This is a genomic window from Proteus sp. G2673, from assembly GCF_009915125.1.
Classification (GTDB): Bacteria; Pseudomonadota; Gammaproteobacteria; order Enterobacterales; family Enterobacteriaceae; genus Proteus; species Proteus penneri.
In genome coordinates this window covers 23644-47686 of sequence record NZ_JAABLT010000005.1, presented here as the reverse complement: position 1 = coordinate 47686, position 24043 = coordinate 23644, and the positions used below count along the sequence as shown (strand labels likewise).

The window sequence follows — 24043 nt, the reverse complement described above, 5'->3', positions numbered from 1 at the left end:
ACAGTTATCGCACAGTAGCCTTTATAAAATGAATCTACTCTTAATAAAATAGCCTGAAAACTCAGGCTATTTAAAGATCATTAATGAATAGGAACAAAATAATCAATTTCTAAGGTTTTGGGTAATTCCATTAAATCAATATTAGTTTCTATACTGACGTATCTTTCAATATCAGCGCCTAAGCGACGACATAAACCTAATGCGGGCAGGGTATAAAAATAAATTTTCATCGCAAATTGTTTATATTCTTCCAGTGTTCCTTTAAATTGGAATCTGACATAACGTCCTGCCTCAATCACTCTTTTTCTAAAACCGCTGGTTTTTGTAAAATGATCTAAACTATTTAACCCAATTTCATAATCAATCTGGATTTTATTTTTACGTAATGTGTTTGGTTGGTATGAGATAAGCACAGTACTCTCTATAAAATTTTTGTCCGTATACAGTAAAAAATCATTCCAAAATTGGTGACGTATATCTTCGTGCAATTTACCTATATCTTCGATAGAACAAAAATATTGATATTGCATCCCATAAACATAACTTTCAGGTAACTCCATAATTTTAGGAATAGGTAAATCAACAACATCAAAATTGATTGGTGGCTGAAAATTATTGCCACAAAGATTATCAAGTTTACGGTATTCTGTGGGTGTGACACCAAATGTGGCTTTAAAACGACGTGTAAATGATTGCTGAGAATCAAACTGATAACGTAATGCTACAGTCAGAATAGGCAATTTGGTCAAACGTAATTCTGTCGCTGCTTTTGTTAAGCGTCTTCCTCGAATATACGAAGCAAGTGTTAATCCTGTTGCTTGCTTAAATACGCGTTGTAAGTGCCATTTGGTATAACCAGAACGGATCGCAACATCATCAAGTAGCAATGGTTTTTCCAAATTCACCTCAATCCAGAGAAGAAGTTCTTTGATAACTTCTATATTAAAAGAGGATAAGGTATTTGAGGGGATAAGCCCATTGTACTGAGATGACATGATAATTTCCTGAAAATATTTTGTTCAGTTTACACGAAACTGATACCCATATATTATTACATACTTATGGTATGTATTTAGGGTTTTATCATGGAAATAAAATCACGGCAACAAGAGAATTCAGAACAAACGCGTTCTGCATTACGTGAAGCCGCACAAGAACTATTTATAAATCAGAACTATTGTGATGTTTCCGTTAATGAAATATCACGTCACGCAAGAGTAACTAAAGGGGCTTTCTATCACCACTTTAGTAATAAAAAAGCGCTATTAAAAGAGTGCTACCTTTTTCAGGTTGATAAAGTCGTCGAAAAACTCGTTCAAATTCCTACCTATGATGATCAGTGGCAAGAGTTAGAAGTTATTTTTAGTGTTTGTGTTGATCATATTTATCAACATAAAGATAAGCTTATTCCTTTACAAGAAATAATTTCGGTTCTAGGTTGGAAGGAATGGGATGCGATTGATTCACAAATTCTTATTCCTCGAATTAAAAAATGTGTAGATGTTCTCTATGAACAACAAGAAATTTGCACTTATTCTTCTGATATTGTTGTGAATTTGATTTATGGATTTATCACGCATATCACGATTAATTTAAAGAATGAAGCTACATTACCTGAAAATGCTTGTAAGGACTTTAAAACGATATTTTCTGATTTTTTGATGGGGATAAAACAATCTTCGATAAATGCGAAAAACCATCAATAGTACAAACATAATGATAGATGCGATGTAAATTGGATAAAAATAAATAGAGCAAAGGATCAGAGTATTATGACAATAGAAGTACCTAAGAGTCATTTCACAGCAACGGGCGTTGTATTCGATGGGCAGGGCAAATTCCTTCTTCATTTACATTCTAAAATAGGCTGTTGGTTACCACCTGGTGGTCATATAGAAGAAAATGAAGAGCCACAAGATGCAGTATTAAGAGAAATAGAAGAAGAAACAGGTTTATTGTGTGAGTGTCTTTGTTATCAACCTGAATTTAGCCTTAACCTAAATAACGATGATGTTATTGAACTTGTAAAACCTCTCGCCATTTTAAAAGAACCCATTCACGATAAAAAACAAGGGTTTCATTATCACATCGATATGATTTATCTTTGCAAACCGTTAAAAAATAGCCAATTAACAAATAAATCTTTCCAATGGCTTTCTTTAGAAGAGGTTAAAAAAAGAAAAACGCCATTAAATGTGATAAGACTTATTGAACTAACTGAAAAACTATTAATAAAAAAAATTATTTAAGTTTCTTAATAAAACTAAATGGCTCATAATAAATAAACAATTAAAGCGGTTTTTAGAAACTGCTTTATTATTATTGGAAATAAAAAATTTTAAAACTCACTATAAATTAATATTAGAATTAAATAAATTAATGTTAATAAGTAGATATACCTATTAAAGCTTAAGATAAAAATATACAAATAAAATTATAAAAACTAAAAAATAATTAATAAATTATCTTTTTCTGAGTGAAATCACCTTCATCGCAGGATATTATGTGAGTAATTTGTCTGTGGATGGATAAAGTAATTGTTTATTTCATAAATGAAAAATGGTTTTCACTGTACTCTAAAGTTTTCCCTCATTATTACCGACATTATAAACGAAGGCAGATCCTACGAGCCTTTATATTCTAATGAATAAATTTTAGCCTTATTTTATTTACACTAGGGAATATGCTCTTTGTCAGAGAAAAAGAGTGCATTCTGATATCTTACAAATGTACAGATAAAAAATTCTGTATATTTTGATGGAATATGACCATGTTTAAAAATATCAGTATAGAAAAGACCGTTAAGGTCATGCTGGCCATTTTATTTGCGTTGATTATGAGCATTATTTATTTTAGTTATGATGCTTCCACTCGATCTTATAATAATTTCGTTTCATCAAATAGCCTAAGTCAGCAAATGTTACTTATGGGCAAAGCGCGATATCAAATGGCCGTGATCAGGGCAAATATTAATGGTTTAGATGGGCAATTAAGGGTTAATGAAAAACCATCCGCAAAATATTTTCATCAAACAGCCGAGTATATTGCAATTACCCGCGAAGAGATCCATCGTTGGGCAGATACGGAAAAACTCACTTTAGAGGGGCGAGAATTAGCTGATGATATGACGAAGCGTTTTGATGAACTGCTTGATATTTTCACCGGTGCATTGGATAGACTACGTAAAGGTGAGCTAACAACACACTCGGCCAGCGCTAAAATGGACGAGTTAAATGATATTACTATGAAATATTATGCGGTTGCTAATGGTATTGAAAATAGTTATATCGATATTGCAAAAACATCTCAAGAACGCTTGATGATGGTGTCAATTTCTACTGGTACTATCGTTATTCTCTTATTTATCTTTATATTGCGTTGGTTTTCCCATACATTTATTAGCAATATTAGAGTGTTAATCAATATCTTTAGTAAAATGAGCCAAGGCGATTTAAGTATGCGTGTAGAGAATCACGGTACTAATGAATTTGGTCTGTTATTCAATGAAATGAATAAGATGAAGAATTCATTAAGCCATATGATTTCTTCCGTAAAGAATGCCGTTAATACCATTAGTATTAGTGCAAGCGAAATCGCGACAGGAAATACCGATTTATCTTCCCGTACTGAAGAGCAGGCGAGTGCATTACAAGAAACGGTTGCGAGCATGGAGCAAATTAAAACAACTGTTGAAAAAAATGCGGATAATTCACGAGAAGCAAGCAAATTAGCACTAACAGCAACGGCATCTGCTCAAAATGGTGAAAATGTGATGGACAGTGTGGTTGAGACTATGCATTCAATCTCTGAAAGTGCGAAGAAAATTGCAGATATCAATGACATTATTAACAGCATTGCTAATCAAACGAATATTTTGTCATTGAATGCGGCAGTTGAAGCGGCAAGAGCGGGTGAGCAAGGTCGTGGATTTACCGTTGTCGCATCTGAAGTGCGCAATTTAGCCAGTCGTAGTGCGGAAGCTGCGAAAGAGATCAATGAGTTGATTACGCACTCTGTTAATAAAGTGAATGTTGGTTCGCAGCAAGTTGCGCAAGCTGGACGTTCAATGTCAGAGATTGTTACAACAATTAATCAGGTGAATGACTTTATGCAACAGATTGCTCTTGCTTCTAATGAACAGAGTATGGGCATAAATCAAATTGCGTTAGCTGTCAGTGAAATGGATACGGTTACTCAGCAAAATGCAGCATTAGTTGAAGAATCAGCGGCTATCACAGCGAATATGGATGATGAAGCTCATCAATTAGCTAAATTGGTTTCACAATTTAAAGTAGATGAAGAGAAAAAAGTCCTTTCACGTTCTGATTCAATACAATCAACAGAAGCTATCGATATTCAAGAAAAATAAGTGTCGTATCGATAATAAATAAAATAAGCCCCTTGGCTAAATAATGCGAAAGGGGCTTTTTATGATTTTTATTCTTAATACTTAGAACTAAGCTTTGATCTGATTAACGCACTCATTGCCTGAAGCAACTTCTTTAATGTTGTGCAGTGTCGTTTCACTAATACTAATTAAGGCTTCTTCTGTTAAGAAGGCCTGATGTCCCGTAAACAACACGTTATGACAAGAAGAAAGACGACGAAAAATATCATCTTGGATCACGTCATTTGATTTATCTTCAAAGAAAAGATCGCGTTCATTTTCATAAACATCCATTCCCAATGCACCAATTTTGCCTTGTTTCAATGCATTAATTGCAGCTGCAGAGTCAATTAATGCACCACGACTAGTGTTAATAATCATCACACCATCTTTCATTTGTGCAAAAGCTGTTTCATTTAATAGATGATGATTATCTGCGGTTAATGGACAATGTAATGAAATGACATGAGAATTTCTGAAAATTGTCGCTAAATCGACATATTCGGCACCTAAATCCAGTACTGCTTGATTTGGATAAGGATCATAAGCTAGTAATTTCATGCCGAAGCCTTTTAATATGCGTAATGTCGCTAATCCTATTTTACCTGTACCAATAATACCGGCAGTGCGATTATGCATATTAAAGCCAGTTAAGCCTTCTAATGAGAAGTTAGCATCACGAGTACGTTGATAGGCTCTGTGTATACGACGATTAAGTGATAGCATCATGCCAACAGCATGTTCTGCAATAGCTTCTGGCGAGTAAGCAGGGACACGGACAACAGTTATGCCTAATTCAGTGGCAGCTTCTAAGTCAACGTTATTGAATCCTGCACAGCGTAATGCGAGGATACGTATATTAAGGCTAGCAAGTTCTTGTAAAACCGCACGATTCGCATCGTCATTGACGAAAATACAGACAGCATCAGCGCCAACGGCATTTTTTGCGGTTTGTTCTGTTAAATTAAAATCGAAATATTCAATATCATAATGATATCCATTATGTTGATTGACCCATTCCATGTGCTTACGATCATAATGTTTAGTACTATAGGAAACGATTTTCATTCAGTCTTCTCTACTCTCGATTAAATTTTTATTCAGAGACTGGAAAAACAAGAATTATCCAGCCCCAATATGAAAGAAATTAATACTATCATTATAAACAATTTAACGAGGTAATTGGATGATTCAGGTTTGTTTAAAAGGAATATGATGTGTTGTTAAGAAAAACAATCAAATGGACAGGGATGATACTACTAGGCACAGGCCTAATAGGCACTGCTTTATGGGTATCTATTCCTCGTTGGTTGCCAGTTGTTGCCGATTATTACTTACCTGAAGGTGTAACACTTTCTTTATCACAGCCCAAGTTACAGCGTATGGGTGTTTCAGTTGACAATATCGCATTAAAGACAGAAAGCTGCACTTTAGCTAATATTGATAACTTCGCGTTCTCTTATCAAAAAGAGCAGATTGATAAACTTCAATTTAATAGCCAGCAACTTGCCATTGATGAAAAATGTTTTTCAATGATCCCTACAAGTAAGCAAGAAGAAACGGCAACTATTCCTCTTGAAATAAATTCACTACTAACCTCAATACCTCATTTATCTGTCAATATCGACAATGTGCTTTTAAAAGAAAATAGCCGTTACCAAGGTGAGTTACAGCTAAAAACCCAAAATAATGGGCGTTTAATTTCTTACCAAGGGAAAAATGCTCAACTTGCTATTTTTATTAGAGATAATAAGTGGCTTGATATTAAACAACTTAAAGTGAATTTACCTGATGACAATAATATTGAACTTGCTGCTGAAATAGCGCTTCCTCTGGATATTGCGTCATTACCTGAAAAAGGAACCATTAATGCCACGCTATTAGCTTCTCAATATGCTCATCCTTTAGTTTTTATTCTTGAATGGATAGGACAATCGGGCACTATTTCCGTTGCAGAACAAGGCGGTGGTCACGCATTGGCTTTATTACCATGGACAGTCACATCTGAAACTATTGTTATTGAGCAAGGCCGTTGGGAATGGTTTGGATTAGACCAACCTTTGCGAGGCGGTGTAAATATTAATATTGCTCAATGGCAAAAAGGATTGACGGATTTAAGATTAACTGCACGATTAAACGTGATGACAGAAGGTAAAGCGGGGAAAGGAAACTTAGTGATATCGATCCCTGAAACAGCTGTTAATTGGTTAGATGCTAAAATCCCTATTCAAATCACAGGTATTATTAATAAAGAGTTAATGCAAGCTAGTGCACAATTGCCAGTTAAAGTTACTGGTATGTTGACTAATCCTACTATTGAATTTCAATCTGGTTCTTTATTTCGTTTTAAAGGACCCGTCACTGAAACGCTCACTGTCACAGATGCTCGTTTACCTTTAGCTGGAACCACTCTTTCATCAAAAGGTTTTAATGGGCGTTTAAATGCGATAGTTGTTGCCCAAGATAGTATTTGGGGGGATTATCGCATTCATTTTCAAGGTAAAGCCAGTGACTTTTTACCTGATAATGGAACTTGGCAATGGCGCTATTGGGGGGATGGGAATTTACTACCATTAAAAGCGCGTTGGGATATTGCAGGGACAGGTTATTGGGCTGATAAATTAGTGAGTTTTGAAAAACTCAACACAGGTTTTGATGTTTTAAAATATCAACATACCGTAATGACGGCACCACGATTATCTTTGCTGAGCCCATTTCATTGGAACAGAGATGATAAAACCTCGACATTTAATGGAAAGCTAAAGTTAACGAGTCAGCGCATTGATTTTCCTGCTGGTGGTTTTTTAGATAAGACAGATTTTATTGCTACGGTTAATGGTGAATCACCTTTTAATTTTAATGTAAAAGGTGAGCTAAGTGCTAAGCCCAACATAGGACCAATTGCAATTAATACACGTTGGGATGGTGCAAGATTAAGAGGTCAAATGCGTTGGCCGTTACAGCCAATTAATGTTTTTCAATCACTTATCCCCACAGATTTAGGAATTACTCTTGATGAAGGTGAACTCTACACTCAAGCAGATTTTTCTATTGCACCAGAACAAGGACTTGTTGCTGGTGGACATCTTGTTGTTAAACAAGGTGGAATGTGGCTTAAAGATGGAGTTTTAGAAGGGTTAGAATTTATTTTACCTTGGCGTTTAAACGGTGATGAATGGCAACTTGGTGTAAAAGAGCCTGTTCAGTTACGAATAAAGCATGTTAATAATCTTTTTGAAATGACCGATATTACAGCCGATCTTCAAGGTTTTTATCCAGCAACTGAAAGTAAGCCATTAGTCTTATCTAACGTTAATGTAGCAATGTTGGATGGAACACTATCTTTAGCAAAATTAGTAATACCACAACATGATGCAGCGATTATTTCTATTGATAACATTCAATTAAGTCATCTGTTTACTTTATTAAAAGTGACTCAGTTTGCTGCATCAGGTAAAGTTAGTGGTGAATTTCCATTTTTTATTAACAATAATCAATGGATTATTAAAGATGGTTGGCTGGCTAATTCATCTTATTTAACATTAAGACTTGATAAAGATTTTGTTGATTCAATCGATGATAATAACATGTCAGCTGGTGTTGCTATGGCATGGTTGCGTTATCTAGAAATCAGTCGTTCTTGGACTCGAGTGAATTTAAGTAATTTAGGTGAGTTAGTGCTAGAGGCTGAGATTCAAGGAACAAATCCCCTTGAAGATAAGCGTCGTCAGGTTAATTTCAATTATCGGCATGAAGAAAATGTCTTTCAATTATGGCGAAGTTTACGATTTGGTTCACAATTGGAAGAGTGGTTAGAAAAAAGCTTATCAGATTTAGGGAGTGAGTCAGAGTGAAACCATTATTCTTAAAAAATCTATTTTTATTCACGATCATGGCAATGGGAATATCAATTTTAACCGGATGTATTCGACTAGAAGTCGCAACACCTGATAAACCGATAAATATTAATATGAATGTAAAAATCGAACATGAAATTAATGTAAAAATAGATAGACAAGTAGAAGATCTCTTAAAAAATAACAGCGCCATTTTTTAAAGGATAAATGATGAATTATAAAAAATATCTCTTAAGCTTTGGTTTAATGATAGCTTTAACGAGTGTTAATGCCATAGCATTGACGCTTGATGAAGCGAGAGCACAAGGGTTAGTAGGAGAGACCTTTAGTGGCTATATTGAGCTTGTGCAGACAAACAACAAACAAGCTCAACAACTTGTTGATGAGATAAATCAAGCTAGAAAAGCAAAATATGCTGAAATTGCCAAAACCAATCAAATAACACCCGATTCTGTTGCTCGTCTTGCAGGTGAAAAATTAGTCGCAAGAGCTAATGAAGGTGAGTTTGTAAAAGGAATTAATGGGCAGTGGATTAAGAAATAATATCCACTACCCAAGTAGTGCTGTAATAAAAAAATAGACTAAATTATTATCTTATAATTAATATACGTATAATATTTTTTAGTCTTCTTGATAACCTATGTCTATTATTTTATCTGATTCAATAATCTGATCGTTCGCTTCCATATTAAACATGATATGAGTAGTTATACTTCCTGGCATTGGAGGAAGATCATCTTTCTTGACATAATTTAATAAAAAATGAAAATGTACTTCATTATGCTCATCAATAGTTTTGGTGAATTTATTTTTCTGGTTTAAATTGATAGGATTATTTTCATCATCAATCAATTGAAATGTAATATTGTTACTTGCCGTAGGGCCAGTTGCGTGATTTATAAAGTAGCCATTATTAAAGTCAATACTTTTATTATCAATACTTACTGTTATTTCAGTATTATTTTTCGAACAATTTTCAAATGATAGCAGAATAACTTCACTATAGTCTTCATTAGCTAATGTTCCTGCATGAGGTGTTGTAAAATCATCAGAAGTTATATTGCTAAATACAGTAGTATAAGGTATGTAAATATCACAGCTTACTGGAGGTGGTAAACTTCCTCTTCTATTTTCAGATAAAGCAATAAAAGGGAAGTATAGTAATAATAGAGGGGTTAAAACCATTATTTTTATTGATTTCATATAAAACTCTTCAATAAATATGTAAGAATAAATTATTAATTATTGACAGCTAATTTCTTTTTTAATAATTGAGTTATTTTTTATTTCATTTTTTATGTCATAACGGAAGATACATTGTTGTTCTTCTGTATCCCCCCATTTTACTTGTACCCATCCAGTTTCTTTTATTCCCGAGAGGAAAATTCTATTATGATCATAGACAAAATCAGTAGAACTGAGATTATTATTGTTATCAAATACCATTACATTTGCAGCAAACGGAATAGGTGTATTTGAGGTAAACAAAACATTATAGCCCATATTTATAGGGAAATTGACTTTTGATACTGCACCTAATGTAGGAACGATAATTTTACTTTGAGTTTTAGTACTACTAAACTCGGGTAACGAATGTATATTTAATCCAATAATATTTTTACGATATGGAGTGATGTTTGATAATATTAAATTACCATTGTTGTCAGTAGTGGTTTGTGACGAGTTATTAGTTTTAATTCCGGCTATGCCATTAGTATTTACAATAGCAAAAGTGTTGCCTAAATTAGGTGCTAAGGTTATTCCACTTTGATGTATAACTATCGCGCCATTAACTCCTAATCTTAAAAAGGTGTTATTAGGTGAGTTAGTTGTATTAATAGAATAAGATTGGTATTTTCCTCTATATTGAGCATTTACTGAGGTATGATGGTTAACATTTGGGTTGCTAAAATCCCGTTGGTAATTAATAGAGTATCCTAAACGATGATGTTCTAGTAAACTCCCACCTATAGTTGTACTATTTACATAACTTTTATTATTTGAGTGATAATTAAATTGATTGTTTATCCAATGATAAGAATGAGATTTACTTATTAATGGGATATTAAAATTTAAAGAAAAATGATTGTCATTATAACGCCCTTTATTTTCATATTGATATTTTATACTATAATTTACTTTTTTTATAGAAGATGATAGAGAAGTATTTATCATAAAATTATTTTTTCTTTTTGTGAAAGAACTTTGATGGTAACCAAGGGAAAATGTACCAAAATATTTAATGGGTTGAAAAAGAGAAATTGAATATCTGTTTTTTATTTTATCTTTTTGACTTTTTTTATTGCTATTATCATCATCTTTTACTGATTGGTAATGGCTAGAGGATATATTTAAAGAAGTACCAGTATTGCTCCAGCGTTTATGATAGCGTAATTGATATTTTAATAGGTTATTATAGTTAAAATAACTAATGTCGCTCGCTAATCCTCCCCAAGGACCTAAATCCAATGATAATCCTGAAAAGAAGGTATTGTGATTAAGCATTTTTCTGATTGCACCATAAGCTGTTATTTTTTGATTAATGCCATAAGAGAATTCACTCAGTAAAAAAATAGGCTTTTCATTTGAATTGTTATGCTGATTGTATCTATCATAAGAATATCCAGAAATAAAATTATATTGATAACGACCTTTTTTTAATTGATTTGGCATTGTAGTAAAGTAATGCGTACTTTTTCTTGTACGCCCATCAGCCTCTTTTATTTCTAATACTAATTCATTGCTACCTATAACAGGTAAATCATTTAAAACAAAAGGACCTGGAGGAACAATAGTTTCATAAATTGTTTTTCCTTGCTGTTTCACTTTAATTTCAGCATGAGATTCTGCTATTTCTTCTATGATAGGGCTGTTCATATAAAGGTCATTGCCAGAGAGCAAATTACTTGATATGAGTTGGAATCCAATCAATTTATCTGTCGATAACATTCTACTTGTTGGCCGAAACTCACCCATATTCAGAGTTGCCAACATCGTATTTAATTGGCGATAAGCATATAGTGAGTATAATTTGAACTGCTGTTGTTTATCAGTGTAATGATAATAACTTTGACTGCGTACCCGCCAAGCACCTAAATTAACACCTGAATTAAAATTGATTTTGTGATCTGTTTTATTTTGGTTGTTATATTTACCAAAATAGGAATATGAGCTAAATAAAGCAGGGACACCATCATCCCACAAAACTTGATCTGATATTCTATTTTTTTTACTTCCTAATGCTTTTTGTGGAATAGTTAAATATAATGATTGTGTTGAAAAGTTATATTTAAAATCAATATTATAATCGCTTAATAAGAAATCAGAATTTAAATCTAAAGGAATTTTATAAAAAGATGGTTCGATATTTAAACGAATTAAATTATCAACATTAATCCTTGGTGTTAATATTTTATCTTTATTTTCATAATATAAAAGAATAGTTTCTTTTTTCTGGTTGTTGATATAGAAATTCGTTGAGTAATAGCCCTCAGGATGCTCATTAATTAATAAGCTATCGATGATTTTATTGTCAATGTTGGATAACACTTTTTTGTATAAAGGGTGAATATTACTGTGAGCAACAGAAAAAAAAGGGTATACATTTAATACTAATAGTAAAGATGTTTTTAGTTTAAAGTTTATCTTACTCATAAGTAAGTTCCTTTGGTGTACCAGTAATGGTCTCGCCATACTTATTTGTTTTTTTCCAATACACTTTTTTATCTTTTATATTTTTAGTTATATTTTTATTTTTTATTTTATAATATTTAAATGGCGATATGGTTATTATTTTATCCAATATATTAATATTGTTTATGGTTGTTTCTTTTATTGTAATAAAGTAGGGAGTAGGGTTGTTTATTCTAATAGAATCATCATCATTAATAAAAAATTCAATATCTTTGTTATTATCTTTATTTATAATATTTTTCGGTGTGTAGAAAAGATTATATATTGAATTTAAAGAGATAAGAAGAATGTTTTTATCAATCATTTCATTATCTATAACTGGAACTAATTTTATATTTACTCTATACACAGACTCTTGATTAATTTCTTTTATATCACCCATTTTTATGATTTTTAATGTGAATTTTTCATTTGGTGCTAATTTTATTAAACTAGGGGAGATGATAAATGGTGTCTCAGCACTATTTTCTTTTTTATAGTGTGATACCCAGCTATGAACAATATATGTATTTTGTTCATTTTTGTTTTTTATATCAAATAGAATTTCTTTATCTTGTTCTTTATAAAAAAATTCATCCTGACTTATTTGAATAGAAGCATAAGATGAGAATGTAAGAAAAAATGATATTATATATATGATATGTTTTTTTAGCATAAGGTTTTAATCAACTTTCAGATAAAATAATTAATTACATTAATCTAAGAATAAAAAGCCGGCATTCCGGCTTTTTATTTAGTTAAAGTTCAAAGAGAAATAATGCTTATTACAAGTCGCCATTATCTATGACTTCTTCAATTTCTTCAGCGATATTATCATTGATGTAAGCATCAAAAGTTAAACTAGAGGTGAACAAACCGGCTTTAATTTCCCCGTCATCTGGTGCCTTATAATTTGCTTTTAATATAAATTCAGCATCACCACCAATAATATCCTTTTTTAAAGTAAGATTATCGTCTTGATTTAATAAAATTTGACGATTATCTTCATCAAACAACTGAATGGAGACATTGGTTTTATCTTCCCCTTGATGGGTATTTTTTAATATAGGATCGTCTTGTCGTTGAAGTTTAATAGAGATTTCTTTAGATCCATTAGGAACATCGCAACTAGAAAAATTTATCTTAAATTCTTTTGTCTCAGAGTGCTCAATTTCATCAGCGTAAATATTATTTAATACAACTGGCTCTATATTATCTAGGGTGCAAGTTGGAGCCTTTTTAATTACATTACCTCGGATAGATATCTCATTATTAGCATGAATAAGATAACTATCTTCTGCAATAGCTTGATTTGACAAAGAAAGAGTAGACAGAATTAACAGTGAAAATAATGATTTTTTCATTTTAAAGTCCATTTAAATATTAAAATTAGTTACAAGTTTGCTCATAATTAAGAGCGAGATAATAATATTTATTTACGTAAAATTTGGCAAGTTATATGTAATTATAATTAATATTGTTTTATTAAATAATTAGCAAAGAATACTTTCTATGATAGGTGACTTAGATTTAAATTTCGAAGTATAGGTAAGGCGTGAAGGATTTATCTGTTGAGGGTTTTTTTAAAAAAAAGTAGAGGTGTTTTTTTTATAATTGTATTTATAAATAAATAGCACCTTGATCAAAAATACTAATAAATATAGCTTTATTTTATCATTATTTCTTTATTAATAATTAAGCGAATTTATTTTTCTTCTTAATTATGTGACGGTTGTGCATATTTTTCGCCGATAACAGCACCTTCGATTAAAATAAATTGTACATTATTAATATCAATAAATAATAAAAACAGTGTTAGGAAAGGAACAAACAGATCAGAAGGTTGTTCTTTATAAAAACTGCCATGGTTGGTTAATCGTTCAAATATGCTATTCAAATTTATTGATTATATACATTTATGTAATAAGAAAATTCATCAACCCTTTATGTGCAAATTGGCTGTTGTGATATCATAACTACAATATTATTTGGTTAAATAAACCTCAAAAAGGATAGCAAAAGGTGGCATTATCATCTGCGGTGCTCTACAAAGAAATAGAGCAACTTTCGTTGCGGGATCAGCAACGATTAAAAAAACGTCTACGTGGCGTCGCTAAAATTAATAATGAAGAGTCTAAACAAGCGGTATTAAGTGCAATTAAAGACAATATTACCACAGCACAACAGATGATAATTCACCGTCGTGCTAATTGTCCTGAAATTACTTATCCAGAAAATCTTCCTGTTAGTCAAAAGAAAGGCGCTATCTATAATGCAATAAGAGATAACCAAGTCGTTATTATTGCAGGGGAAACAGGCTCAGGTAAAACAACACAAATCCCTAAAATTTGTCTTGAGTTAGGACGAGGGATCAAGGGTTTTATTGGACATACTCAGCCTCGTCGTTTAGCTGCACGTTCAGTGGCTGAACGTATCGCTCATGAATTAAAAAGCACGCTAGGAGGAGCTGTCGGTTATAAGGTTCGTTTTAGTGATCATGTCGGTGATAATACCCTCGTTAAGCTTATGACAGATGGTATTTTATTAGCTGAATTGCAACAAGATAAACTATTACTACAATATGACACTATCATTATTGATGAAGCCCATGAGCGTAGTTTAAATATTGACTTTATTCTTGGCTATTTAAAACAGCTATTACCTAAACGTCCTGATTTAAAAGTCATTATTACGTCAGCAACCATTGACCCTGAGCGCTTTTCTAAACACTTTAGTCAAGCTCCAATTATTGAAGTTTCTGGTAGAACTTATCCTGTTGAAGTGAGATATCGCCCAATTGGTGGCGATGAACTGGATAGCGATAAGGATATGACAGATGGGATTATTGATGCTATTGATGAATTAAGCAGAGAAAGTGCGGGTGATATTCTTATTTTTATGAGCGGTGAGCGAGAAATTCGCGATACTGCTGATGCTCTGAATAAACTACAACTTCGTCATACTGAAATATTGCCTTTATTCGCTCGTTTATCTAATAGTGAACAAAATCGAATTTTTCATCCTCATAGTGGTAGGCGTATTATTTTAGCAACTAATGTTGCTGAAACTTCATTAACTGTACCGGGTATTAAATACGTTATTGATACCGGTTTTGCACGTATTAGTCGCTATAGTTATCGTACTAAAGTACAACGACTGCCAATAGAGCCTATTTCACAAGCGTCAGCAAACCAAAGAAAAGGGCGTTGTGGACGTGTTTCTGATGGTATTTGTATTCGCCTTTATTCAGAAGATGATTTTATTTCTCGTTCTGAATTTACTGATCCTGAAATATTAAGAACCAACCTTGCATCTGTTATTTTGCAAATGACGTCGATAGGGTTAGGAGATATTAGTGCTTTTCCATTTGTACAGCCACCTGATAAACGTAATATTCAAGATGGTGTTCGTTTATTAGAAGAGCTAGGTGCATTACAAGAGGGAACAGATAATAAAGGTGCTTATCGTTTAACCCCTATGGGAAAACAACTTGCACAACTTCCTATTGATCCTCGTTTAGCAAGAATGGTACTTGAAGCGCGTAAATATGGTGCTGTTAAAGAATTGATGGTCATTACTTCCGCACTTTCAATTCAAGATCCTCGTGAAAGACCGATGGATAAACAACAAGCTTCTGATGAGAAACATCGGCGATTCCAGGATAAAGATTCTGATTTCTTGTCTTTTTTAAACATGTGGGATTATTTAAAAATTCAACAAAAAGAGTTGAGTCATTCTCAGTTTAGAAAACTGTGTCGCCAAGAGTTTTTAAATTTTATGCGTGTTCGAGAGTGGCAAGACGTTTATACGCAATTACGACAAGTTGTGAAAGAATTAGGTTTTCCTGTCAATAGTGAGCCAGCTGATTTTAGAAGTGTTCATGTTGCACTCCTAAGCGGTTTATTATCGCATATTGGACAAAAAGATGCGGATAAACAAGAGTTCACGGGTGCAAGAAATGCGCGTTTTTCGATTTATCCAGGCTCAGGTCTATTCAAAAAACCACCTAAATGGACAATGGTGGCGGAGCTCGTTGAAACATCTCGTTTATGGGGGAGAATTGCAGCTCGGATTGAACCTGAGTGGATTGAACCTATTGCTGAACATTTGGTGAAACATCAGTATAGCGAACCTCATTGGTCAAAAGCGCAAGGCGCTGTAATGGCAAATGAAAAAGTGACCTTGTATGGTTTACCAATTGTTGCTTCTCGACTTATCAATTACAGCCAAATTGATCCGCTCTTATGTCGTGAGCTCTTTATCCGACATGCGTTAGTGGAGGGAGATTGGCAGACTCGTCATGCATTTTTCCGTGACAATTTAAAATTACGAACAGAAGTTGAAGAGTTAGAGCATAAATCTCGTCGTCGAGATATTCTTGTTGATGATGAAACAATGTTTACTTTTTACGATCAACGAATACCTCAGGATGTTGTTTCGTCTCGACATTTTGATAAATGGTGGAAAGAGGCTCAAAGAGCATCACCTGATCTGCTTAACTTTGAAAAAAGTATGCTTATTAAAGATGATGCTAAACGTGTTAGCGCATTAGATTATCCAAATTATTGGCATCAAGATAATCTAAAATTACGTTTAACCTATCAATTTGAGCCGGGTACTGCGGCTGATGGTGTCACTGTTCATATACCATTACCTATTTTAAATCAGGTAAAAGACGAAGGCTTTGATTGGCAAATTCCAGGTATTCGTCATGAATTGATTGTGGCCTTGATTAAGTCATTACCAAAACCTATCCGTCGTAATTTTGTACCAGCACCTAACTATGCTTCTGCTTTTTTAGAACGAGTACCCCAAGTTGAAGGTAATTTACTCGATAGACTTGAAAAAGAATTACGTCGTATGACGGGAGTGTCGGTTGATAGAGAGAGTTGGCAACTTGACCAAGTTGCTGATCACTTAAAAATGACATTCCGTGTTGTTGGTGATAAAAATAAAACGCTGGCAGAAAGTAAAGATCTCAATAAATTAAAAGAGAATTTAAAGGAAAAAGTGCAAGAAACATTATCAGCAGTAGCTGATGATGGTATTGAACAACATGATTTACATATTTGGAGTTTTGGTGATTTACCTCAGCGTTATGAGCAGAAACGAGGTGGTTATTCAGTGAAGGCTTATCCTGCACTGGTTGATGAAAAAAACAGTGTAAGCATTAAGCTTTTTGAAACAGAATCTGAACAACAATTTTCGATGTGGGAAGGGGTAAGGCGATTACTATTATTAAATATTCCATCACCGATAAAATATCTACATGAGAAATTACCGAATAAAGCAAAACTTGGTCTTTACTTTAACCCTTATGGCAAAGTATTAGAGCTAATTGATGATTGTATTGCTTGTGGCGTTGATAAATTAATGGCGTCTTATGGTGGTTTAATTTGGCAAGAAGGTGAATATCAAAAACTGCAAGAATATGTCAGATCTGAATTAAATGATGCGGTGGTTGAAATAGCAAAACAAGTTGAAGCGATTTTAACTCAAGTGTTTGCTATCAATAAACGTTTAAAAGGGCGGGTGGATATTAGCGTTGCTTTTGCATTATCTGATATTAAAGCTCAACTTGGTCAATTAGTTTTTCCTGGTTTTGTTACCTCGCATGGATGGAAACGTCTGGCGGATATTCCTCGTTATTTGAGTGCAATTGAAAAACGAATGGAAAAATTGGCCATTGATCCTAACCGTGATCGCGCTCAAATGAGTCGAGTTGAAAATGTTATTCAACAATGGCAACAGTGGTTAGGTAAGTTATCAGAGAAACAAAAACAGCAAGAAGAAGTGCAAAATATTCGTTGGATGATAGAGGAACTTAGAGTAAGTCTGTTTGCTCAGCAGATAGGTACACCATATCCAATATCAGATAAACGTATATTGCAGGCAATGGAACAAATGAGTTTTAACTAATTTAATAGTGAGATGTTTTTAGGCCCACGGGAACTTATACTTCCTGTGGGTTTTTTATTATCTAGCTTATTAATAATTACCTACTAATTAGTTACAACATACTATATATTCCATACTTTTTAAGTACCTAACCAACTGTATTAAAAATAACAGCTTAGCAGAAAAAATTTGATTTAGGTGGGATCTTGGGAAGTAAAGAATGATAAGAGTAGGAGAGGTACTGTTTCTCTAGTACCTCTCAGATTGTTTTTAGTAAATAATTAAGTAACCTAATGCCGGAATTGCGCCAAATAAGACAAGAGCTAACAGGATCTTTTCACTCAATAATAGCGGATTTTTGTCTTTATATTGTTTTCGTGTGTATAGAAATATCAGAATACCAGGTGCATACAAAACGACAGAGAGCAATAAATTAATAACACCTGATGCATAAAGTAGCCATAAACCATATAAACTTGCAGGTATAGCTATTAATAATAAAGCACGACTGCTGCGTGCGATTGCGACTTTAAATAAAAATGCACCGACAAGAAAGTAAGGGACAAGGATCATCTCTGATGCAATAGTCAGTAATGTATTGTAGTTACTTCCTGTCAACCAAATTAAAACTAAAGAGAATTGGACAGCACAATTGGTAAACCATAATGAAGATGAAGGAGCATCATTTTTATTCTGTTTTCCTAATTGTTTAGGGAATGAGTGATGCAAAGCAGCAATATACGGCACTTCTGCCGCCATGATAGTCCAGCTTAAATAAGCACCACATACAGAGAGAATAAGACCTGCTGCGATAATTATCTCGCCTATGCTACCAATAAGCTGAACCAGTAACGGCGCCATTGATGGGTTTTTCATCGTTGCTAATTCTGCTTGGCTAACTAAACCTTGCGATAATAAAGTGACAAGAATATAGATAATTAATGCGATAACAACGGCAAGTACTGTTGCTAAGCCAACATCACGACGATTTTTGGCTCTTGCGGAGACTACGACTGCACCTTCAATACCAATAAATACCCACAGTGTAATCAGCATGGTATTTTTGACTTGGTCCCAAACGGGGACACCCATATTTACACCTTTAAAATCAAGAGTAAATATATCCATATTGAAAGCCAATAGAGCAACAATAATAAATAATCCTAAAGGAAGGAGTTTTGCCATTGTCGCCATTAAATTAATGCTGGCTGCAGTTTGAACACCACGTAAAACAAGAAAATGGACAACCCAAAGTAAAATTGATTCTCCAATTAATGCCTGCCATGTATTCCCATCACCAAAAATAACGTTCTCTGGTGTATCTGTAAAAAAACTAAAGGCAGCAAAGACAATAACAAGATAAGAAACATTAGCGACAACTGCACAGACCCAATAACCCCATGCAGAACAAAAACCAATAAACTCACCAAATCCTTCTTTAGCGTAAGTGAAAATACCACCATCAAGATCGGGTCTAAGGCGAGAGAGAAGCAATAAAGACGTGGCAAGAAAGAGGATCCCAACACCCGTTATTACCCAGCCAATAATCAATGCAGCAGGGCTAGCAACTTCAGCCATATTTTGAGGCAAACTGAATACACCTGCACCAACCATTGAGCTTAATACTAACGCGGTGAGTGATATTAAGCCAAGTTTCTTATTCAAGGATAATTACCTACGTGATTAAAATTGTAAATAAATAGCGTATTTTCTTGTTTTTCTGTCAATAAATAGAATAAATATGAATATCTCAAATTTAAATAAAGATAAAAACACTAAAAAACAGCGAGATTTTACGGAGAGTTAACTTGGTTGTCTATGCATTAAATCATAAAAATTATGCACTTTTACAAAATGTAGTTTGTTTGATTATATTTTGAGTAAAAAAAACCTTGCTTATGCAAGGTTTTTTTTAATTAGGGCATTTTATTACTTAAATAGGTCAGCAGTAATAGTGACTGTACCACCATCACTTTGCCATTCATTTGTAATATGGTAATACTTGGCACCTTTTGCGGCAGCACGTTTAGCAACCTGATAAGAAATTTCTGGTGAGTTTACAAAGTATCCGCTAAAGGTAATGGTATCAAAAGGATCCATTAACGCAGCGGCTGCTTTATTGACTTCTTGGATTTCAGTGCCATCAGGTAATGTTACAGTGTAACGACCACTTGCACCCGAAGTTTGTGTCTCAGCAAATGTACCTACGCTTCTATCAAAATCAGTGTTTGATGCAAGACCTGGCTTCTCAACTTTATTGGCAGCAGCTCCGCCTTCTGCAATAAGAGCGCGACCAGCATCAGAATCATAGGGAACAACCGCTTCTGGTGCTTGAATAGCGCGTTTAGGTGCATCTTTTTTGTAGATATAAGCGGTAACTTCTTGGTTGCCACCATCATTTGTCGATACATTACGTACAATAAAGAATGATGCAGCACCTTTTTTAGCAGCCGCTTTTGCAATTGCATCGTTAATATCAGGTGTTGTTGGGAAATAACCACGGATAGAAACAGTATCAAAGGGTTGTAACAGAATTGCTTCAGGTTTTGGTAATTCAGTTACGCCATGAAAAACACGATAGCTTTCTTCTTCTGCTTGTGGTGCATCTTTATGGTATAGATCAGCAGTAACACTCATGTTGCCACTATCACTGATATCATCTAGACCTTGAATATAGAAACCATCAGCACCGACTTTATCCGCACGACGAGAGACCGCGTCAGCGGCTTCATAAATAGCGTTAAAACGACCGATAACTGTAATTCTCTCAAATGGTTTTAGTTCTGCAGCTTGTTCGGGTGTTAATTCCTGAGCAGCCTGCGCAACAGTGATATTAGTTAAAGACAACATCGCTGCTGCGATGACTGAGGTTTTCAGCTTCATACAAAATCCTTCCGCCTTGCGCAATTAATATTGGTCATGTGCTGAACGTAGTGGTTTATCACATAGAGATTAATTATTACATGTAATAATAGCATTTGTCGCATTATTTTATTTAGTGAATCACCAAAGAGTCAAATGACCAGTATATGTTACCAGATATTTACCTGAATATAGTGAATAATTCATAAATATGCCTTTTCGACTAAAATGATCCAATTAAGTTCAATTTTAGCTTTACACAGATATAGATTATTGGTTTTATTTTCAGTAGGTTATTAGAGCTCCGATTAATGGCATGCATATTATTATTTTTAACATTTTTTTTGCATGAATGTGAAGTTAATGGAGAAATTTTAACAGATCTCTATGGATAAGAAGGGAAAATTATGCGAATTGGTATACCCAAAGAGCGACTTTCTAATGAAACAAGGGTTGCGGCAACACCTGCCACAGTAACTCAACTCATAAAATTAGGATTTACAGTCGCAATTGAAAATGGTGCTGGTATTGCTTCAAGTTTTGAAAATAACGCTTATCAGGAAGCTGGCGCTGAGATCCTCGACCTTCAAAATGTTTGGCAATCAGACATTATTTTAAAGGTAAATGCACCACTGGATAATGAAATTGAGTTACTACAAGATGGCGCGACATTGGTGAGCTTTATTTGGCCAGCTCAAAATGCGACATTGCTTGAAAAGTTGGCTAAAAAGAATATTAACGTTATGGCAATGGATAGTGTGCCACGTATTTCTCGTGCACAATCTCTCGATGCGTTAAGTTCTATGGCAAACATTGCAGGTTACCGTGCTGTTGTAGAAGCTGCACATGAATTCGGAAGATTCTTTACCGGACAAATTACTGCTGCTGGTAAAGTACCACCAGCTAAAGTGATGGTCATTGGTGCGGGTGTTGCTGGTCTTGCTGCTATCGGTGCCGCAGGTAGTCTTGGTGCTATTGTTCGTGCTTTTGATACTCGCCCTGAAGTTAAAGAGCAAGTTCAAAGTATGGGTGCTGAATTCCTTGAACTTGATTTTAAAGAAGAAGCGGGCAGTGGTGATGGTTATGCTAAAGTAATGTCAAAAGCATTTATTGATGCTGAAATGGCATTATTTGCAGAACAAGCAAAAGATGTTGATATCATCATTACAACCGCATTAATTCCAGGAAAACCCGCCCCTCGTTTAATTACGAAAGAGATGGTTGATTCAATGAAGCCGGGAAGTGTTGTCGTTGACCTTGCAGCTCAAAATGGTGGTAACTGTGAATATACCGTTCCTAATAAAATCTTTACGACAGAACACGGCGTAAAAATCATTGGTTACACTGACTTAGCCGCTCGTTTGCCTGCACAGTCATCTCAACTCTATGGTACTAACTTAGTTAACCTATTGAAATTATTGTGTAAAGAAAAAGACGGCAATATCAATATTGACTTTGATGATGTTGTTATTAGAGGAGTGACTGTTATTCGTGCTGGTGAAGTAACATGGCCAGCGCCACCTATTCAAGTTTCTGCACAACCGAAAGCTACTCCTGCTACAAAACCACAAGAGAAACCCGTTGCTAAACCTGTTTCACCTTGGAAAAAATACAGTTTATTAGCGGTAGCCTTCTTATTATTTGCATGGCTTGCAAATGTTGCACCGAAAGAGTTTTTATCTCACTTTACTGTATTCGCACTTTCTTGTGTTGTAGGGTATTACGTTGTTTGGAATGTAAGTCATTCATTGCATACGCCATTAATGTCAGTGACAAACGCAATCTCAGGCATTATCGTTGTTGGAGCTTTGCTCCAAATTGGTAGTGGTGGCTGGGTTAGCCTATTTTCGTTTATTGCAATATTGATTGCGAGTATTAATATTTTTGGTGGATTTACTGTTACTCAACGTATGTTGAAAATGTTCCGTAAAGGATAAGGGAGACAATTATGTCCAGCGGCGTTGTTACAGCGGCATATATTGTCGCCGCGATATTATTTATTTTCAGCCTTGCCGGCTTATCAAAACATGAAACCTCTAAACAAGGTAACTATTTTGGTATCGCAGGGATGGCAATTGCATTGTTCGCAACCATTTTCGGTCCTTATGCTGGTAATGTGGGTTGGATCATTATTGCAATGGTAATCGGTGCCGTTATTGGTATTCGTTTAGCTAAAAAAGTCGAAATGACTCAAATGCCAGAATTGGTCGCAATCTTACATAGCTTTGTTGGTTTAGCGGCGGTTTTAGTGGGTTTTAACAGTTATCTTGACCACAATACGGCAATGGATCCTGTCATGGTGAATATTCACCTAACAGAAGTTTTTTTAGGGATCTTCATTGGTGCGGTTACATTTACTGGTTCAATTGTCGCTTATGGTAAATTAAGCGGGAAAATGTCATCTAAACCGATGATGTTACCTAATCGTCATAAATTAAACCTTGCAGCTTTGGTTGTTTCTTTTTTATTGATGATTTGGTTTGTTAAAACTGACAGTGTTGGCTTACAAGTTTTCTTAATCATCATAATGACTGTGATTGCCTTGGCTTTTGGTTGGCATTTAGTTGCATCGATTGGTGGTGCAGATATGCCAGTGGTTGTCTCGATGCTGAACTCTTATTCAGGATGGGCAGCAGCGGCAGCAGGCTTTATGTTGAGCAATGACTTGTTAATTGTAACAGGTGCATTAGTGGGTTCTTCAGGTGCTATCCTTTCTTATATTATGTGTAAGGCGATGAATCGTTCTTTTATTAGCGTAATAGCAGGTGGATTTGGTACTGATGGCTCAGCTTCAACAGAAGACGGTGAAATGGGTGAGTATCGCGAAACAACCGCTGAAGAAGTGGCTGATATGCTGAAAAATTCAACCTCAGTTATTATTACCCCAGGTTATGGAATGGCGGTTGCTCAAGCACAATATCCTGTGCATGATATTACGGAGAAATTACGTCAACGTGGTGTGAAAGTGCGTTTTGGTATTCACCCAGTAGCAGGGCGTTTACCAGGTCATATGAATGTGTTGTTAGCAGAAGCTAAAGTGCCTTATGATGTTGTATTAGAAATGGATGAAATCAATGATGATTTCTCCGACACTGATACGGTTTTGGTGATTGGCGCTAATGATACAGTAAACCCAGCAGCACAAGATGATCCAAATAGCCCAATTGCAGGTATGCCAGTATTAGAAGTGTGGAAAGCGCAGAATGTTATTGTGTTTAAACGCTCAATGAATACAGGTTATGCAGGTGTTCAAAATCCACTATTCTTTAAAGAGAATACACAAATGTTGTTTGGCGATGCTAAAGCCAGCGTGGATGCAATTTTAAAAGCGCTGTAGCTGTAATAGATACAGATAGCGAATAGCAAA

At 34.5% G+C, this 24043-nt stretch carries 18 protein-coding genes; 9 read left to right on the top strand and 9 right to left on the bottom strand.

What is annotated here, in order from left to right; genetic code table 11:
* Positions 1-80: 80 nt before the first annotated feature.
* The gene (locus tag GWI59_RS02675) at positions 81-995 is read right to left on the bottom strand and encodes a helix-turn-helix domain-containing protein (RefSeq protein ID WP_161706466.1); all 915 of its coding nucleotides are present in this window, start codon (positions 993-995) and stop codon (positions 81-83) included.
* Between the two features lie 90 nt (positions 996-1085).
* Here GWI59_RS02675 and GWI59_RS02670 point away from each other — a divergent pair, with 90 nt between their 5' ends.
* The 3 genes from GWI59_RS02670 to GWI59_RS02660 all read left to right on the top strand — a co-directional run bounded on the left by GWI59_RS02670 (position 1086) and on the right by GWI59_RS02660 (position 4369).
* On the top strand, positions 1086-1706 hold the full coding sequence (locus tag GWI59_RS02670) for a TetR family transcriptional regulator (protein ID WP_109847403.1): 621 nt from the start codon (positions 1086-1088) through the stop codon (positions 1704-1706).
* Positions 1707-1772: 66 nt separating this feature from the next.
* Positions 1773-2249 carry an NUDIX hydrolase gene (locus GWI59_RS02665; RefSeq protein ID WP_109400495.1) on the top strand — a complete coding sequence of 159 codons (477 nt, stop codon included), beginning with the start codon at positions 1773-1775 and terminating at the stop codon, positions 2247-2249.
* Between the two features lie 521 nt (positions 2250-2770).
* Positions 2771-4369, top strand: coding sequence for a methyl-accepting chemotaxis protein (locus GWI59_RS02660; RefSeq protein WP_115065378.1), 1599 nt, complete (start codon positions 2771-2773; stop codon positions 4367-4369).
* Between the two features lie 87 nt (positions 4370-4456).
* On the opposite strand, the gene GWI59_RS02655 is transcribed toward GWI59_RS02660, so the two are convergent.
* Complete coding sequence (locus GWI59_RS02655; RefSeq protein WP_109847404.1) at positions 4457-5455, bottom strand: 2-hydroxyacid dehydrogenase; 999 nt, start codon at positions 5453-5455, stop codon at positions 4457-4459.
* A 149-nt stretch (positions 5456-5604) separates the two neighbouring features.
* Between GWI59_RS02655 and GWI59_RS02650 the strand changes: the two genes are divergently transcribed.
* From GWI59_RS02650 to GWI59_RS02640, 3 genes are read left to right on the top strand one after another with little or no spacing between them, the layout of a single operon-like run.
* On the top strand, positions 5605-8241 hold the full coding sequence (locus tag GWI59_RS02650) for a YdbH family protein (RefSeq protein ID WP_161669339.1): 2637 nt from the start codon (positions 5605-5607) through the stop codon (positions 8239-8241).
* Entirely contained in the window at positions 8238-8444 is a 207-nt protein-coding gene (locus GWI59_RS02645) for a YnbE family lipoprotein (RefSeq protein WP_006536650.1), read from the top strand. The genes GWI59_RS02650 and GWI59_RS02645 overlap by 4 nt, the downstream gene beginning before the upstream one ends.
* 10 nt (positions 8445-8454) lie before the next feature.
* Positions 8455-8787 (top strand): YdbL family protein, encoded by a 333-nt coding sequence (locus tag GWI59_RS02640; protein WP_109400491.1) that lies wholly within the window; start codon positions 8455-8457, stop codon positions 8785-8787.
* 78 nt (positions 8788-8865) lie between these two features.
* Here the strand turns inward: GWI59_RS02640 and GWI59_RS02635 are convergent, their stop codons facing one another.
* The 5 genes from GWI59_RS02635 to GWI59_RS02615 form a co-directional block, all read right to left on the bottom strand.
* On the bottom strand, positions 8866-9447 hold the full coding sequence (locus GWI59_RS02635) for a fimbrial protein (RefSeq protein WP_161671513.1): 582 nt from the start codon (positions 9445-9447) through the stop codon (positions 8866-8868).
* A 39-nt stretch (positions 9448-9486) separates the two neighbouring features.
* Positions 9487-11898 (bottom strand): fimbria/pilus outer membrane usher protein, encoded by a 2412-nt coding sequence (locus GWI59_RS02630; protein ID WP_161723918.1) that lies wholly within the window; start codon positions 11896-11898, stop codon positions 9487-9489.
* Entirely contained in the window at positions 11891-12592 is a 702-nt protein-coding gene (locus GWI59_RS02625; protein ID WP_109847407.1) for a fimbrial biogenesis chaperone, read from the bottom strand. Before GWI59_RS02625 ends, GWI59_RS02630 begins: the two co-directional genes overlap by 8 nt.
* A 109-nt stretch (positions 12593-12701) precedes the next feature.
* Complete coding sequence (locus tag GWI59_RS02620; RefSeq protein WP_157955968.1) at positions 12702-13280, bottom strand: fimbrial protein; 579 nt, start codon at positions 13278-13280, stop codon at positions 12702-12704.
* A gap of 353 nt (positions 13281-13633) precedes the next feature.
* On the bottom strand, positions 13634-13813 hold the full coding sequence (locus tag GWI59_RS02615; protein ID WP_109847408.1) for a hypothetical protein: 180 nt from the start codon (positions 13811-13813) through the stop codon (positions 13634-13636).
* Between the two features lie 125 nt (positions 13814-13938).
* On the opposite strand from GWI59_RS02615, the gene hrpA reads away from it, so the two are divergent.
* The gene (gene hrpA / locus GWI59_RS02610) at positions 13939-17835 is read left to right on the top strand and encodes an ATP-dependent RNA helicase HrpA (RefSeq protein ID WP_161723916.1); all 3897 of its coding nucleotides are present in this window, start codon (positions 13939-13941) and stop codon (positions 17833-17835) included.
* Positions 17836-18084: 249 nt separating this feature from the next.
* On the opposite strand, the gene GWI59_RS02605 is transcribed toward hrpA, so the two are convergent.
* Together GWI59_RS02605 and ydgH are read right to left on the bottom strand one after the other, a co-directional pair.
* Complete coding sequence (locus GWI59_RS02605; RefSeq protein ID WP_109847410.1) at positions 18085-19479, bottom strand: basic amino acid/polyamine antiporter; 1395 nt, start codon at positions 19477-19479, stop codon at positions 18085-18087.
* A gap of 264 nt (positions 19480-19743) precedes the next feature.
* A complete protein-coding gene (gene ydgH, locus GWI59_RS02600; protein ID WP_161723913.1) occupies positions 19744-20697 on the bottom strand; it encodes a DUF1471 family protein YdgH in 954 nt (317 codons plus the stop codon).
* A gap of 386 nt (positions 20698-21083) precedes the next feature.
* On the opposite strand from ydgH, the gene pntA reads away from it, so the two are divergent.
* Together pntA and pntB are read left to right on the top strand one after the other, a co-directional pair.
* Positions 21084-22613, top strand: coding sequence for a Re/Si-specific NAD(P)(+) transhydrogenase subunit alpha (gene pntA / locus GWI59_RS02595; protein ID WP_006536661.1), 1530 nt, complete (start codon positions 21084-21086; stop codon positions 22611-22613).
* Between the two features lie 11 nt (positions 22614-22624).
* Positions 22625-24013 carry a Re/Si-specific NAD(P)(+) transhydrogenase subunit beta gene (pntB, locus tag GWI59_RS02590; RefSeq protein WP_006536662.1) on the top strand — a complete coding sequence of 463 codons (1389 nt, stop codon included), beginning with the start codon at positions 22625-22627 and terminating at the stop codon, positions 24011-24013.
* Positions 24014-24043 lie beyond the last annotated feature (30 nt).

Excerpts from the sequence above, each read along its gene's own strand:
- GWI59_RS02675 (WP_161706466.1), bottom strand. The coding sequence starts at position 995 with ATGTCATCTCAGTACAATGGGCTTATCCCCTCAAATACCTTATCCTCT.
- GWI59_RS02670 (WP_109847403.1), top strand. The coding sequence starts at position 1,086 with ATGGAAATAAAATCACGGCAACAAGAGAATTCAGAACAAACGCGTTCT.
- GWI59_RS02665 (WP_109400495.1), top strand. The coding sequence starts at position 1,773 with ATGACAATAGAAGTACCTAAGAGTCATTTCACAGCAACGGGCGTTGTA.
- GWI59_RS02660 (WP_115065378.1), top strand. The coding sequence starts at position 2,771 with ATGTTTAAAAATATCAGTATAGAAAAGACCGTTAAGGTCATGCTGGCC.
- GWI59_RS02655 (WP_109847404.1), bottom strand. The coding sequence starts at position 5,455 with ATGAAAATCGTTTCCTATAGTACTAAACATTATGATCGTAAGCACATG.
- GWI59_RS02640 (WP_109400491.1), top strand. The coding sequence starts at position 8,455 with ATGAATTATAAAAAATATCTCTTAAGCTTTGGTTTAATGATAGCTTTA.
- GWI59_RS02635 (WP_161671513.1), bottom strand. The coding sequence starts at position 9,447 with ATGAAATCAATAAAAATAATGGTTTTAACCCCTCTATTATTACTATAC.
- GWI59_RS02630 (WP_161723918.1), bottom strand. The coding sequence starts at position 11,898 with ATGAGTAAGATAAACTTTAAACTAAAAACATCTTTACTATTAGTATTA.
- GWI59_RS02625 (WP_109847407.1), bottom strand. The coding sequence starts at position 12,592 with ATGCTAAAAAAACATATCATATATATAATATCATTTTTTCTTACATTC.
- GWI59_RS02620 (WP_157955968.1), bottom strand. The coding sequence starts at position 13,280 with ATGAAAAAATCATTATTTTCACTGTTAATTCTGTCTACTCTTTCTTTG.
- ydgH (WP_161723913.1), bottom strand. The coding sequence starts at position 20,697 with ATGAAGCTGAAAACCTCAGTCATCGCAGCAGCGATGTTGTCTTTAACT.
- pntA (WP_006536661.1), top strand. The coding sequence starts at position 21,084 with ATGCGAATTGGTATACCCAAAGAGCGACTTTCTAATGAAACAAGGGTT.
- pntB (WP_006536662.1), top strand. The coding sequence starts at position 22,625 with ATGTCCAGCGGCGTTGTTACAGCGGCATATATTGTCGCCGCGATATTA.